We start from the raw sequence: 14,390 nt of genomic DNA on the forward strand, positions 1-14,390 counted from the left end.
TTCCCACTGTTCAATCCCACCGTGGCCCGGCTGACCTACCGGGGTCTGCTCGGCCGGCGCCGGGCCCTGGTCCTGTTCGCCCTCCCCGCGCTGCTGCTCCTCATCTCGGCGGCGGTGCGCGCCCTGACCGGCGCGGACGACTCGACCGCCACGTCGGTCCTGGGCGGCTTCGCCCTGGCGACGATGGTGCCGCTGGTCGGCGTCTTCGCCGGCACCGGGGCCGTCGGCCCGGAGATCGACGACGGCTCGATCGTCTACCTGCTGGCCAAGCCGGTCCCGCGGCCGACGATCATCGTCACCAAGCTGCTGGTCGCGATCGGTGTCTCGGTGGTCTTCTCCGCCGTGCCGACGCTGATCGCCGGTTTCATCCTGAACGGCAACAGCCAGGGCATCGCGGTCGCCTTCGCCGTGGCCGCGGCCGTCGCCTCGGTGACCTACGCGGCGGTCTTCCTGCTGCTGGGCGTCGTGACCCGGCAGGCCGTGGTCTTCGGCCTGGTGTACGCGCTGATCTGGGAGTCGCTGATCGGCTCGCTGGTACCGGGTGCCCGCACGCTGAGTGTGCAGCAGTGGGCGCTGGCGCTGGCCCAGCGGATCGCGGGCGAGGGGCAGATCACGTCCGACGTGGGGCTGCCGCTGGCGGTGGTGCTGCTGATCGGCGTCACCGTGCTGGCCACCGCCTACGCGGGGCAGCGGATGCGCGCGCTCACACTGGCCGGCGAGGAGTAGCCCGCCGCGCCGCGGACTCGGCCGCCCGGGTGGTCTTCACCGCCCGGGCGGCCTGGTGTGTTCGGGTCGTCGCGCATCGGATTGTCTGATGTGCTGAGTGACGTCCGAGACTCCGCTGCTCTGCGCCGTCGGTGTGTTCCTGGTCGCACTGGGGTTGCTCATCGCCCTCTTCCGCCCGGAGCTCGCCGAGCGCATCGACCTGCGCCTCGCCACCCGTCGCCGGCGTCGGAGGCGGTTCCTTCCGTTCCCTCGAAAGTGGGCTCCGTCACGTTCCTCCTTGAAGTTTCAAGGGAATGCCGTTACGGTGCAAGAGGTTGAAACGTAAACCAACCCCCCGACGAGGAGTAACCCACCATGGGCCTGTTCAGCCGCAAGACCGACGCCGAGACCGCGGGCACCCCCGACGCCGTGGCCACCGCCGACCTGGCGAACCTGACCGGCGAGTACACGATCGACCCGACGCACAGCGAGATCGGGTTCTCCGTCCGCCACGCCATGGTCACCACCGTGCGAGGCCAGTTCACCGAGTACGAGGGCTCGCTGAAGCTCGACGGTACCAAGCCGGCCAACTCCTCCGCCGAGCTGAAGATCAAGGTTGTCAGCATCGACACCAACCAGGCCCAGCGCGACGAGCACCTGCGCACCGGCGACTTCTTCGACGCCGCCACGTACCCGGAGATCACCTTCCGGAGCAGCTCCGCCGAGCAGGTCGACGCCGAGACCTACCGCATGCACGGTGACCTCACCATCAAGGACACCACCAAGCCGGTCTCCATCGACTTCACCTTCAACGGCTCGGCCACCGACCCGTACGGCAACCTGCGCGTCGGCTTCGAGGGCTCGACCACCGTCAACCGCGGTGACTGGGGCCTGACCTACAACGCGGCCCTCGAGGGCGGCGGCGTCCTGATCAGCGACAAGGTCAAGCTCACCTTCGACGTCTCGGCGATCAAGGCGGCCTGAACCGGCTGAGTGCCTCGGCCGTCCCTGTCGCAAGATGGTGGGGATGGCATCGAACGAACCGGCGCACGACGCCGGTGGCAGGCGACGCCGCGTCGCTCCGGGCGACGCGGCGCGCCTGCTGTTCTCCGAGGCCCGCGCGTGGGTGCGGTCCACTCCCGGCACCCACACCTGGCTGGCCGTCCTCGCGGTGACCAGTGGAATCCTCGCGGCCGTCTCGCCGCACATCCGTGCCTTCCTGCTGCACCACAACAGCACCAACCTGGAGGAGCTGGGCAGCCACCCGGTCCGCGTGCTGATCGTCAGCGCCCTGTGGATCGAGTCCCCGCCGGCCTTCCTGCTGTACTTCGTGCTCTACGAGACGGTGCACGCCCCCGCCGAGCGCCGGCTCGGCACCCGCCGCTGGCTCGCGGTGGCCGCCGTGGCCCACGTCGGCGCGACGCTCATCAGCCAGCAGGCCGTCTTCCTGGGCATCCACGCCGACCGGCTGTCGCCGTCACTGGCGCACACGGTCGACATCGGCGTGAGCTACGGCCTCGCCGGGGTGGCGGGCGTGCTCACGTACTTCCTGCGCCCCCCGTGGCGATGGGCGTACCTCGCCGCCGCCGTGGGATTCCTCGCGTACCCGCTGCTGCAGTCCGGACGGACGTACACCGACCTCGGGCACGTCACCGCCCTGCTGATCGGACTGGCCTGCCGCGGGCTCACACCGCGGGGAACAGCCGCTCCAGCACCACCGCGATACCGTCCTCGGCGTTGGAGGCCGTGACCTCGTCGGCGGCGGACTTCAGCGACTCGTGGGCGTTGCCCATGGCGACGCCGTACCCGGCCCAGTCGATCATCGGCAGGTCGTTGGGCATGTCCCCGAAGGCGATGGTGTCCGCGGCGGTCAGCCCCAGCCGGCGGGCGGCCAGCGACAGGCCCCTGGCCTTGGACAGTCCCAGCGGCAGCAGTTCGACGATGCCGGCCCCGGACATCACGACCCCGACCAGGCCGCCGGCGGCGGCCGTCGCCGCCTCGGCGAGCTCGTCGTCGCTCAGCCGCGGGTGCTGGATGTAGAGCTTGCTGATCGGCGTCGTCCACAGCTCGTCCAGCACCTCGACCTGGCCCACCGGCAGTTCCGACTCGAAGAGCCGGTAGCCGGGGCCGAGGACGATGTCGCCGTCCATGCCGTCGAGGGCGGCCGCGACGGCCAGCCGGCCGGTCGTCGCCTCGATCTTCTCCAGCGCCAGCCGCGCCGTCTGCCGGTCCAGCGTGACCGAGGTCAGCAGCCGCTGCTCGCCGGCGTGGTACACCTGCGCGCCCTGCATGCAGACCGCGAGGCCCTGGTAGCCCAGCGACTCCAGCACGTGCCGGGTGCGGGCGACCGGGCGCCCGGTGACGACGATGTGCGCGGCGCCCGCCTCGGTGGCCGCGGCGAGCGCCCGGCGGGAGCGCTCGGAGACGGTGTGGTCGGGGCCGAGCAGCGTGCCGTCGAGATCGGTGGCCACGAGGCGGTAGGGCAGGTGCGGGAGCTCGGCAGTCACTTGGCGACCGGCTCCAGCACCTCACGGCCGCCCAGGTACGGGCGGAGCACCTCGGGGACCCGGATCGAGCCGTCGGCCTGCTGGTGGTTCTCCAGGAGGGCGACGATCGTGCGCGGGATGGCGCAGAGGGTGCCGTTGAGGGTGGCCAGCGCGCGCGTGCCGTTCTCGTCCCGCATCCGGATGGACAGCCGGCGGGCCTGGAACTCCGTGGTGTTCGAGGTCGAGGTCAGCTCGCGGTACTTGCCCTGGGTGGGGATCCACGCCTCGCAGTCGAACTTCCGCGCCGCCGAGGAGCCGAGGTCACCCGAGGCCAGCTCGATCACCCGGAACGGCAGCTCCAGCGAGGTCAGCCACTGCTTCTCCCACTCCAGCAGGCGCTCGTGCTCGGCCTCGGCGTCCTCGGGGCGGGTGAAGACGAACATCTCCACCTTGTCGAACTGGTGCACCCGGATGATGCCGCGGGTGTCCTTGCCGTACGAGCCGGCCTCGCGCCGGTAGCAGGGCGAGAAGCCGGCGTAGCGCAGCGGCAGCTTCGCGCCGTCGATGATCTCGTCCATGTGGTACGCGGCGAGCGGGACCTCGGAGGTGCCGACCAGGTACAGGCCGTCCTTCTCCAGGTAGTAGACGTCGTCCTCGACCTGCCCGAGGTAGCCGGTGCCGGCCATGGCCTCGGGCTTGACCAGCGTCGGGGTCAGGACGGGGGTGAAGCCGGCCGCGGTGGCCTGCGCGATGGCCGCGTTGACCAGGGCCAGCTCCAGCAGGGCGCCCACGCCGGTCAGGTAGTAGAAGCGCGAGCCGGACACCTTGGCGCCGCGGTCGACGTCGATGGCGCCGAGCAGTTCGCCGAGGTCGATGTGGTCCTTGGGCTCGAAGCCCTCGGCGGTGAAGTCGCGCGGGGTGCCGAGCACCTCCTTGACGACGAAGTCCTCCTCGCCGCCGACGGGGGCGTCGGGGTGGACGATGTTGCCCAGCTGGAGCAGCAGGCGCTGCGCCTCCTCGGCGGCCTCGTGCTGCTCGGCGTCGGCGGCCTTGACCGCGGCCTTCAGCTGCTCGGCCCGCCCCAGGAGCTCGGCCCGCTCGTCCCCCTGGGCCTTGGGGATGAGCTTGCCCAGCGCCCTCTGCTCGGCGCGCAGCTCGTCGAAGCGGGTACTGGACGACCTGCGCCGCTCGTCGGCGGAGAGCAGGGCGTCGACGATGCCGACGTCCTCTCCACGGGCGCGCTGGGAGGCGCGCACACGGTCGGGGTCCTCACGAAGCAGGCGAAGGTCAATCACGGGGACAGGCTACCGGTGGAACGGGCCCGGACGCGACAAGTTAAGTGCTTTATGTAGCGTTATGTCCGATTTCAAAGAACGGACCCGGGAAATGCGGGGCGGCCGGAAATGACGTCGAGGTGACCGTCAACCGAATTCCGAACGTCCCTCCCCCGAGGGCATGTGGCCTGTGGACAACGGCAGTTGGGCCAGGTCCGGCAGGACGGGTTATCCACAGGGGGTCGGGTATTCCACCACCTTGTCCACAGCGGGTGTGGATGGACTGTGGAAGGCGGAGCAGATCATTCCGTCAGCCGGTCGTGGGCCCATGGATTCCCCGGTCAAACCCGACTCACACTCCCTTTCGAGTGAGAATTCTTCCCCCTATCGAGTTGTTCGAAGGTATTGGGGTGACGAATGCCGACCTGAGGGTCTGTGCGGTGGGATGGCGCTCCTGTGACGATTTGTCGATCTGATCCCTACTCGTCATCCCTGCTCTGTCGACTTATCCCCAGCTTGCTCCCAAGGCCTGTGGATAACGCGGTGGACAACCGAGGGGCCCACCGGTTGTTCACCGGCGGACCCCTCGGGACGTGCGGAGCGCAGGGTCAGGCCCGTCCGTCCAGAGCCCTCCCCAGCCAGTCCGCGGCCGCGATGAACTCCTCGTCCGTGGTCCCCTTGCGCTGCTGCGCCGCGACCCGGTCCGCACGCGGGTACGAGCCGAGGAAGCGCACCTGCGGGCAGATCCGCTTCAGCCCCATCAGCGCCTCGCCGACGCGGCGGTCGGTGATGTGCCCCTCGCAGTCCACGGAGAAGCAGTACCGGCCGATGCCCTCGCCCGTCGGGCGGGACTCGATGCGGATCAGGTTGACCCCGCGCACCGCGTACTCCTGGAGCAGTTCCAGCAGCGCACCCGGATGGTCGTCGCCCAGCCAGAAGACGGCGGAGGTCTTGTCGGCCCCGGTCGGCGCGACCGGCCGGGCCGGTCGGCCGACCAGCACGAAGCGGGTCTCGGCGTTCACCGCGTCGTGGATCCCGGTGGCCAGCGCGTCCAGTCCGTACGTCGGGCCCGCGAACTCGCCCGCGAACGCCGCGTCGTGCCGGCCCTCCGCGACCAGCCGCGCGCCGTCCGCGTTGGAGGCGGCCGATTCCCACTGCGCGTCCGGCAGGTGCTCCGCCAGCCAGCGGCGCACCTGCACCTGCGCCGCCGGGTGCCCGGTCACGGTCTTGACGTCCGCCAGCCCCGTGCCCGGCCGCGTCAGCAGCGCGAACGCGATGGGCAGCAGGACCTCGTGGTAGATCATCAGCGGGGTCCCGGCCGCCAGTTCGTCGAGGGTGGCGGTGATGCCGCCCTCCATCGAGTTCTCGATCGGCACGAGCGCGGCCGCGGCCTCCCCGGTGCGTACCGCGTCGAGCGCGGCCTGGACCGACACCGCCGGCACCAGCTCCCGGGTGGCCGCCTCCGGGAGTGTGCGCAGCGCGGCTTCGGTGAACGTGCCCTCAGGACCCAGATAGGTGTAGCGGCTCGCCGGCGACATGAAGGTCAGCCTAGGCCCGGTCCTCACCTTCCCGCCCCCGGCTACCGCTGGGGGAACCGCGGGTTCCGCCCTCCGGGCGGCAGGCGCCCATGTGACGACAGGACCCGGCGGCGACCCGTGGCGCCGCCGACGCGCGGTGCGCTACGCCTCCAGCAGTCGCTGCCCGACGTATTCGCCGGGCGCCGCCCCGCCCGGCACCGCGAACAGCCCGCTCGCCTCGTGCCGCAGGAAGCGGGAGAGCCCGTCGCCCCGGTCGAGCTTGCGCTGCACGGGGACGAAGCCCGTCAGCGGATCGGCCTGCCAGGCCACGAAGAGCAGTCCGGCGTCCGGGGCCCCGTCGTCGCGGAAGCCGTCGTGGTACGAGAAGCCGCGCCGCAGCATCGCGGCGCCGCCGTTCGACTCCGGCGCGGCCACGCGGACGTGGGCGTCGGCGGCGATGGCGAAGGTCCGGCCGTCCGCCTCGATCCTGTTCAGATCGGGCTTGGTGGTCTCCGTGCCGCCGGACAGCGGCGCGCCGTCGGACTTGCGGCGGCCGATGACCCGCTCCTGGCGCTCCACGGAGAGGTGGTCCCAGGTGTCCAGCAGCATCCGGATGCGCCGCACCACCGCGTACGAGCCCCCGGCCATCCACTCCGGCTCGCCGGAGGAGGGCACGAAGACCCGCTGCCCGAAGTCGGGGTCGGACGGCTTGGGGTTGTTGGTGCCGTCGATCTGGCCCATCAGATTGCGGGTGGTGCGGGGAACGGCGGTGGCCCCGGGGGCACGGTTGAAGCCGTTCATCTGCCAGCGCGGCGCCGCCGTTCCCGCCGCCTGCTTCTGCAGCACGCGCAGGGCGTGGAAGGCGACCAGCGGGTCGTCCGCCCCGATCTGGATCCACAGGTCGCCCTCGCCGCGCCGCGGGTCGAGCGCGTCGGCGGAGAAGGCGGGCAGCGGGCCGAGCGCCTCGGGCATCCGCGCCCGAAGCCCCGTCCGTGCGAAGAAGGAGCGGCCGAAGCCGAAGGTGACGGTCAGCGAGGACGGCCCGGCGTCCAGGGCGATCTGGTCGTCCCCGGCGGGCGCCCGGCCCGCGGTCATCGCCTCGGCCGCCGCCGACCAGCGGCGCAGCAGAGCGGCCGCGCCCCCACGTCCGGCGCCCGCGGCCAGGTCGAAGGCGACCAGGTGGCCGTGGGCCTGGGGGGCGGTGACGATGCCGGCCTGGTGCACGCCGTGGAAGGGCAGGCGTGCCGCGCCCACCGAGGCGAGCGCGGCCGGTTCGTCGCGGGCCGCGTTCGCCGCGACGGCGGATCCGCCGCCCACGGCCAGTCCCGCGGCGCCGGCCGCGCCGGCGGTGCCGAGCAGGCGGCGCCGCGAGATGTGCCGGTGGATCGGGTCGTTCGTCAACTGATCTTCACTGTCCTGGTGCGGGTGACCTGGTCGATGTCCGAGGTCCGTACGGTGACCGAGAGCGTCCACTGCCCGGGGATCGGGATCTGCACGTTCTCCGCGCTCCAGTGGCCGGTGTCGATCTTGCCCAGGGTGACCGGGATCGGGCCGATCTTCTGGGCCTTCAGCGTGAAGGAGACCTTCACCTCGGGCACGTCGCGGGCCTGGCCGTCGGGGGCGGTGATCAGCAGGTGCAGCTCGTTCTCGGCGGTGCTGCCGGGGTCGAGCGTCACCTCGGCCTCGCCCTTGCCGTTCGGGCCGCCGGTGTCGAACGGGATCCGCACGTCAAGGGGTTCCGGGACCGAGGTGACCGGGGCGGTCGCGCCCGCCGCCGCGCTCTCCTCGGCCGCCCGGCCCGGCTGCGTACCGGTGAGCAGGGTGGTGACGCCCAGGATCACGACCGCGACCGCGGCCTCGGCCAGCACGGACCTGCGCAGGCCCGCGCGCTCCGGGTCGGCGTCGCGCGCCTTGCGGTCCCGCTCCTTGGCCAGCGCCGCCTCCTGCCGGGCCAGCTGCGCGGTACGGACCGCCGGGTCGCCGCCCCGCCCCGCGGCCACCGGCTGGGCGACGGCCGCCGCGGCCCTGGCGCTCTTCGCGCTGCGCACGGGCTGCACGGCCTTGGCCTTCTCCGCGAGCCGCCCCGTCCAGCGCCGGGAGAGCCAGGCCAGCTCCAGCAGCAGCACGACCAGGCCGATCTTGACCAGCAGCAGCTGCCCGTACCCGGTGGAGACCAGGGCGTCCCACGACCCGAGCTGACGCCACGACTGGTAGACACCGGTGGAGACCAGGGCCGCCACGGCCCAGAAGGCGATCCGGGAGAACCGCCGCACCGCCGACCGCTCCACCGGCAGCCCCCGCCACAGCGCGACGAGCAGCGTGGCCAGGCCGCCCAGCCAGACCGCCATGGCCAGCAGATGCACGATGTCGACCGGCATGGCGACCGACGCCTGGATGCCGACCGAGGCGTGCTCGGCCATGGCCCAGGTCGCGGCGAGGCCCACGGCCACGACGGTGCCGCCGATCGACAGACCCCAGGCGAGGTCCTGGCGCTCCACCGGGTCCTCGCGCTTGGCGAAGCTGCCGAAGAGCACGGCGATGAAGACCGCCGACGCCGCGAGCAGCAGCAGCCGTGACAGCAGCGCGGCTCCGGGCCGGGTGTCCAGCACGTCGCTCACGCCGCCGAGGTCGAGGACGTCGCCGATGGAGCCGCCGCCCGCGTACGGGGCGCGCAGCAGCAGCAGCGCTATCGTCGCGGCGACCATGGTGGCCCAGCCGCCGGCGACCAGCCGGCGCAGCGGGCGCTGCTGGGCGCCCGCCGGCCAGCACACGCCCAGGAAGAAGGCGGAGCCGGCCATCAGGGCGAACCCGAGGTAGGCGGCGTAGCGCCCCACGTCGTACAGGGCTCCGACCAGGCCGCCGCCCGCCTCCTGGGTGGGCAGGCTGACCGTGGTCTTCGAGGGCGCGCCGATGGAGAAGACGAAGGCCCCCGCCACCGGGTGGCTGTCGGCGGAGACCGCCTTCCAGGCCACGGTGTACGTGCCGTTGCCCAGTCCGGGCCGCAGCGCGACGACCGCCGTGTCGTTCCCCTCGCCGCCGTTGCTCGCGGCGCCGGTGTCGGCCCGCCGTCCGTCCGGTCCGAGGACGCGGACGGCGTCGGACGCCAGCAGTACGCCCTCGGAGAAGGTCAGCCGCACCTGCTGCGGCGCGGTCTCGACCACCGAGCCCTGTGCGGGGTCGGTCCTCACCAGCGCGGCGTGCGCGGAGGCGGGCGCGGCGCCGCCGAGCAGCAGGCCGAGCACGGTCAGTGGTACGGCCAGCAGTCGCAGCCCGGCCTTCGTCAGCTCCTTCATGGCGCCCTCCTCAGTCCCCCGGGCGATAGCCCGCCGGCTTGACCGGGACCCGTACGTCGATGGGGTCGGCGTCGTCGAAGCGCAGTTCCACGGACACCTCCTCACCGGCGACGGGCTTGTGCGTGAGCTTCATCAGCATCAGGTGGTTGCCGCCGAGCCCGAGGACCAGCCGCCCGCCGGCCGGCACGGTGAACGAGGTGACCCGCCGCATGGCGTTGCCGGCGGTGGAGTGCAGGGTCACCTCGCCCGCCAGGTCGCTGGTCACCGAGGTCAGCCGGGCGTCGCGGTCACCGGTGTTGGTCACCGTGAAGTACCCGGCCGCCATGTCCGCGAGCGCGGGCTGCGGTATGTAGGCGCCGCTGACCCGGAGTTCGGGACCGTCCGGTGAGGAGTCGCAGGCCGTGGCCCCGAGCCCCGGCCCAAGGGCGAGTAGGGCCGCGGCCGCCGGCAGGAGCGCGCGCCTCACGGCGTCCGCCCTTGGATGATCTTCGGCAGGTCGGCGGCGAACTGCTGCGAGGTGGTGCCGGACATGTAGAGCACGTGCGCCTTGTCGTCCTTCGGCGAGTACGCCACGACCTCGGCGCCGTGCGTGACGGTGATGCTGCCGTCCTTCTCCTTCACGGGCTTGTCCACGGCGATGCCGAGGGAGCGGGCGCCCGCCTGGATCGTGGCGAAGTCGCCGGTCAGGCCGACGAAGGAGGCGTCCATCGCGTCCAGCCAGGCGCCGAGCCGCGACGGGGTGTCACGCTCGGGGTCGGTGCTGACGAAGACCACGGTGAGCGCGGCCTGTTCGGCCTTGGTCAGCTTGGACTTGGCGATGGCGATGTCGCTCATCGTCGTCGGGCAGACATCGGGGCAGTGGGTGTAGCCGAAGAAGAGCAGCGTGGGCTTGCCCGCGGTCTCCTTGACCAGGTCGTACTTCGTGCCGTGCGTGTCCGTGAGGATCATGTCCGGCTTGTCGAAGGGCGTGTCGAGGACGGTCGAGGCCTTCTGTGTGGCGTCGGTGGACACCAGGGGGGCATCGGCGCCGGCGTCCGTCGAGCCGTCCGAGCCGCCGCAGGCGGTCAGGACGAGGGCGAGCGCGGCGGCGGCCGCCGCGGCGACCGCGCGGGTGGTGGTGGTACGCATCAGGGTTCCCCAGGAAGTTCGGTACGACGCCGGGTGACCGCCGCCGCGCACGGCGGCGGTCACCCGGCGATGCTGCGTCAGACGGCGGGGGCGCCGCCACCGGCGCCGCGGCGGCGGCCGGCGAGCACGCCGAAGCCGACGCCCAGCACGCCGACAACGATGCCGACCACGCCCAGGACCCGGGCGGTGGTGTCACTGGAGTCGGCGGACGCGGCCTTCTCGGTGGTGGCGCTCTTGCCGTCACCACCGGCCTCGGTGTCGGCGACGGGAGAGGGGGAGGAGGCGGCGCCGTGGCCGTGGCCGCCGTCCGCGTCGTCGGAGAGCGTCAGCACGGGAGCCGGGTGCTCCGGCTCGGCCTGGCCCTCCTGCTGCTCCTCGATCCAGCGCACGACGTCCTTGTTGTCGTACGTCTGGACGGCCTTGAAGACCAGTTGGTCGGCGTCCTCGGGGAGCGGGCCGAACGAGACCGGGAACTGCTGGAACTCGCCCGGGGCGATCTTCCCTCCGGTCCAGGTGATCTTGGTGACGGCCTCGGTGATGCTGCCGTCGTCGCTCGTGATGGGCTTGGCGAGCTTGTTCTTGACGACCTGAGCCGTCCAGCCGGGGACGGGCTGGAGGGAGACCGACGCGATCGGGTGGTCGGCCGGAAGGTTGACCTCGACCTTGATGGTCGACGCCTTGTCCTCCTCGTTGGGGACCTTGAAGGCCACCGTGCTGTAGCTGCCCTTGGCGGCGGTGCCCGGCTGCACGGAGACGTGCGCGAAGGCGGGCACGGCGGCGGCGAGGACGGCCGCTCCGCTGAGTCCGGCGAGGGCGACGGCGCGGCGCATGGCGATGTTCATGGGTGCAGACACTCCACGGGTGAAGGGGTGAGGGATGACGGATGGCACGCGTGCGGCGCGCGACTCCGTCTCCTCGGATCCGTGGAGCGGGTCGCGTTCAGGCCGCGAGGGCGTGCACCGGAGGCCCGCGCCGGGCGAGGCTGTGCCGCAGCGCCGCGGTGCGCGGCGGCCCGGAGGCGGCGGTCCGGCGGCGCGGCCCACCGGTGACGGACGGCGCGGTGAGCGCTCCCGCCACCAGGGCGCGCACCAGCGCGACCGCCTGCCGCAGGGCGGCGCCGGTGAGTTCGGCGAGACCGCGCATGCCCAGGGCGACCATGCGCCACAGCGCGGCCTCGCCGCGGCGCAGCAGCCAGCCCGCGGCGAGCGCGGCGAGCAGGTGCCCGAGCAGCATCGGCAGGCTGTAGGCCAGCATCGTGCTCTCGGTGTGAGCGTGCGTCATGCCGGTCATACCGGCCATGCCGCTCATGTGGCCCATGCCGCCGAGCGGCAGGGTGTGCGGGTCGATGCCCGCCTGGCGCACGATCTGCTGAGCCGTCGCCGGGGCGAGCGGCAGGGCCTGGTGGGCGCAGATCAGCCGCCCGGCGATCCGCACGATCCCGTCCGGCCGGGGGGCACCGTCCGGTCCGCACACCCCGCCCGCGTTGAACAGCACGTGCAGGGCCAGTTGTCCGGCTGCCAGGCCCGCCGCGATCCCGGGGAGCGAGCGCTCCCGTCCGGCGAGCGGCGCCACCACGGCGAAGACCATCACCCAGCCGGCCACCAGCGACCAGCCGGGCACCGCGTGGCCCGAGGCAACGGAGTGCGCGACCGCGGACAACGCCACACAGACCGCGGTGAACACCGCGGCCCGCAGCAGTCGCAGATCGGCGCCGGCGCGCACAGGAGAGGCCATGACGGGCGTCATCTTCTCACCGTGTCCCCCGTTCGCGTGCGGGGGGTCTCGCATTCCGGCGGTGTGTGCTATGGGTTCCGGCCGCCCGCGTACACCCATGTGCCGGGGCCGGGCATCGGCCGTATGGGCGTCATCACGTCAACACCACGCTTACCGGCCGTGTTTCGGGGCAATACGTATCGGTATGTCGAGCCGCAGCCAGGAGGCTGAGCATGAGCATCTGGTGGTCCCTCCATTTGCGGCGCGAGGCTGCGAGCGTTCCGCTCGCCCGTCGGCTCCTGCTGGGGACGATGGAGACCGCCGGGGTGGACCCAGACATCTCGTACGACTTGTCCGTGGCCCTCAGCGAGGCCTGTGCCAACGCTGTTGAGCACGCGAGTCACGGCGAGTACCGGGTGACCGCCCGTATCGAGGGCGACCGCTGCCGCATCGAGGTGGCCGACTCCGGACCGGGCTTCGCCCCGGACCTGCGCCGCACGCACCACGCCGTACGACCGCTGTCGAAGAAGGACCAGCACGCCGAGCACGGACGCGGGCTGTTCCTGATCGAGGCGCTGGTGGACCATGTCCACTTCCACAACCGGCCCGGTCACGGGGCCGTGGTCAGTTTCGACAAGATCCTCAAATGGCGGGACGACGCCCTGCTCAGGGTGTCGTGACCCGGGCCGTCCCCGCCCGGCGCCAACCGCCCGCCCGCGCGCGGTCCTTGCGCCGGTGCGGGCGGCCCCCCGTCCCGTCGGGACGGAACGGGGGCACCTCCCGCGCGCGTCGGCTCAGCCCCGCAGGCCGGCCATCCAGCGCTCGACCTCGCCGGAGCTGCGCGGCAGGCCCGCGCTGAGGTTCCGGTTGCCGTCGGCGGTGACGAGGATGTCGTCCTCGATGCGCACGCCGATGCCGCGGTACTCCTCGGGGACCGTCAGGTCGTCGGCCTGGAAGTACAGGCCCGGCTCGACGGTGAGGACCATGCCGGGCTCCAGCGTGCCGTTGACGTACGTCTCGGTGCGGGCCGCGGCGCAGTCGTGCACGTCGAGGCCGAGCATGTGGCCGGTGCCGTGCAGGGTCCAGCGGCGCTGCAGACCGAGTTCCAGGACGCGTTCCACGGGTCCTTCGACCAGGCCCCACTCGACGAGCTTCTCCGTCAGCACGCGCTGGGCGGCGTCGTGGAAGTCGCGGTAGGCGGCGCCGGGGCGGACGGCGGCGATGCCGGCCTCCTGGGCCTCGTACACGGCGTCGTAGATCTTGCGCTGGATGCCGGTGTACGTGCCGTCGACCGGCAGCGTGCGGGTGACGTCGGCGGTGTAGAGGGAGTGCGTCTCCACACCGGCGTCGAGCAGCAGCAGGTCGCCGGAGCGCACCGGGCCGTCGTTGCGGACCCAGTGCAGGGTGCAGGCGTGCGGGCCGGCGGCGCAGATGGAGCCGTAGCCGATGTCGTTGCCTTCGACGCGGGCGCGCAGGAAGAACGTTCCCTCGATGTAGCGCTCGGTCGTCGCCTCCGCCTTGTCCAGGACCCGGACGACGTCCTCGAAGCCGCGGGCGGTGGAGTCGCAGGCCTTCTGCAGCTCGCCGATCTCCCACTCGTCCTTGACCAGCCGCAGCTCGGACAGGAACTCCTTCAGCTCGGCGTCGCGCTCCGCGGTGACCTTGTCGGTCAGCGCGGCCTCGACGCCGGCGTCGTAGCCGCGGACGACCCGGACCGGGCCGGTCGCCTCGCGCAGCACGTCGGCGGCCTTGCGCACATCGGCGCAGGGCATCCCGAGCAGCACCTCGGCCTCCGCCAGGCTGTGCCGGCGGCCGGTCCACAGCTCGCCCTGGCCGTCGAGCCAGAATTCGCCGTTCTCCCGGGAGGAACGGGGCAGGAGGTAGGCGGTCGCATCGTGACCGGTATCACCGTTCGGCTCCAGGACCAGGACGGCGTCCTGGGTCTGGTCACCGGTCAGGTGCACGTACTCGGTGGCGGCGCGGAAGGGGTAGTCCGTGTCGTTGGCGCGGGTACGCAGGTTTCCGGCCGGGACGACCAGCCGCTCGCCGGGGAAGCGCGCGGACAGGGCGGCGCGCCGCTTGGCGGCGTACGCGGCCTGCTCCAAAGGCTGCAGGTCACGCAGCTCCGTGTCGGCCCAGCCGGACTTCATCACTTCGGTGAGCTCGTCGGAGACGGCCGGGTACAGGCCGTTCTTCCGCTGCTTGATGGGCTCGTCGCCTTCCGGGGTTTCTCCCCCAGCCTGGCGGCTGGGAGGTGCCCCCAGTTCGCGGTCC

14 protein-coding genes are annotated in these 14,390 nt (G+C 72.4%); 4 read left to right on the plus strand and 10 right to left on the minus strand.

Annotated features, from left to right (window positions below; all coding sequences use genetic code 11):
• Positions 1–6: 6 nt before the first annotated feature.
• The 3 genes from ACIP98_RS16175 (at position 7) to ACIP98_RS16185 (ending at position 2,455) form a co-directional block, all read left to right on the plus strand.
• Positions 7–726: an ABC transporter permease subunit gene (locus ACIP98_RS16175; RefSeq protein ID WP_401976575.1), complete on the plus strand. Its 720-nt coding sequence runs from the start codon at positions 7–9 to the stop codon at positions 724–726.
• 354 nt (positions 727–1,080) lie between these two features.
• The gene (locus tag ACIP98_RS16180) at positions 1,081–1,689 is read left to right on the plus strand and encodes a YceI family protein (protein WP_401976369.1); all 609 of its coding nucleotides are present in this window, start codon (positions 1,081–1,083) and stop codon (positions 1,687–1,689) included.
• Between the two features lie 43 nt (positions 1,690–1,732).
• Positions 1,733–2,455 (plus strand): rhomboid-like protein, encoded by a 723-nt coding sequence (locus ACIP98_RS16185; RefSeq protein ID WP_401976371.1) that lies wholly within the window; start codon positions 1,733–1,735, stop codon positions 2,453–2,455.
• Here ACIP98_RS16185 and ACIP98_RS16190 read toward each other — a convergent pair.
• The 9 genes from ACIP98_RS16190 to ACIP98_RS16230 form a co-directional block, all read right to left on the minus strand.
• Entirely contained in the window at positions 2,391–3,212 is an 822-nt protein-coding gene (locus tag ACIP98_RS16190; protein ID WP_401976372.1) for an HAD family hydrolase, read from the minus strand. The two genes, ACIP98_RS16185 and ACIP98_RS16190, sit on opposite strands and share 65 nt — an antisense overlap.
• Positions 3,209–4,486, minus strand: coding sequence for a serine--tRNA ligase (serS, locus tag ACIP98_RS16195; RefSeq protein WP_319663420.1), 1,278 nt, complete (start codon positions 4,484–4,486; stop codon positions 3,209–3,211). The genes ACIP98_RS16190 and serS overlap by 4 nt, the downstream gene beginning before the upstream one ends.
• A 587-nt stretch (positions 4,487–5,073) precedes the next feature.
• Positions 5,074–6,003 carry a prephenate dehydratase gene (pheA, locus tag ACIP98_RS16200; RefSeq protein ID WP_401976374.1) on the minus strand — a complete coding sequence of 310 codons (930 nt, stop codon included), beginning with the start codon at positions 6,001–6,003 and terminating at the stop codon, positions 5,074–5,076.
• 141 nt (positions 6,004–6,144) lie between these two features.
• Entirely contained in the window at positions 6,145–7,383 is a 1,239-nt protein-coding gene (gene efeB, locus ACIP98_RS16205) for an iron uptake transporter deferrochelatase/peroxidase subunit (RefSeq protein ID WP_401976376.1), read from the minus strand.
• Complete coding sequence (locus tag ACIP98_RS16210) at positions 7,380–9,275, minus strand: copper resistance CopC/CopD family protein (protein WP_401976379.1); 1,896 nt, start codon at positions 9,273–9,275, stop codon at positions 7,380–7,382. The genes efeB and ACIP98_RS16210 overlap by 4 nt, the downstream gene beginning before the upstream one ends.
• 10 nt (positions 9,276–9,285) lie before the next feature.
• Positions 9,286–9,741, minus strand: a complete 456-nt coding sequence (locus ACIP98_RS16215; protein WP_319663424.1) for a copper chaperone PCu(A)C — start codon at positions 9,739–9,741, stop codon at positions 9,286–9,288.
• Complete coding sequence (locus tag ACIP98_RS16220) at positions 9,738–10,403, minus strand: SCO family protein (protein WP_401976382.1); 666 nt, start codon at positions 10,401–10,403, stop codon at positions 9,738–9,740. The genes ACIP98_RS16215 and ACIP98_RS16220 overlap by 4 nt, the downstream gene beginning before the upstream one ends.
• Positions 10,404–10,480: 77 nt before the next feature.
• Positions 10,481–11,245, minus strand: a complete 765-nt coding sequence (locus tag ACIP98_RS16225; RefSeq protein WP_401976384.1) for a YcnI family protein — start codon at positions 11,243–11,245, stop codon at positions 10,481–10,483.
• Positions 11,246–11,342: 97 nt separating this feature from the next.
• Positions 11,343–12,149, minus strand: a complete 807-nt coding sequence (locus ACIP98_RS16230; protein WP_401976386.1) for a hypothetical protein — start codon at positions 12,147–12,149, stop codon at positions 11,343–11,345.
• A gap of 200 nt (positions 12,150–12,349) precedes the next feature.
• On the opposite strand from ACIP98_RS16230, the gene ACIP98_RS16235 reads away from it, so the two are divergent.
• Positions 12,350–12,796: an ATP-binding protein gene (locus ACIP98_RS16235; RefSeq protein ID WP_319663428.1), complete on the plus strand. Its 447-nt coding sequence runs from the start codon at positions 12,350–12,352 to the stop codon at positions 12,794–12,796.
• Between the two features lie 114 nt (positions 12,797–12,910).
• On the opposite strand, the gene ACIP98_RS16240 is transcribed toward ACIP98_RS16235, so the two are convergent.
• Entirely contained in the window at positions 12,911–14,380 is a 1,470-nt protein-coding gene (locus ACIP98_RS16240; RefSeq protein ID WP_401976578.1) for an aminopeptidase P family protein, read from the minus strand.
• Positions 14,381–14,390: the final 10 nt, after the last annotated feature.

Source organism: Streptomyces sp. NPDC088354 (assembly GCF_044753585.1).
Taxonomy (GTDB): Bacteria; Actinomycetota; Actinomycetes; order Streptomycetales; family Streptomycetaceae; genus Actinacidiphila.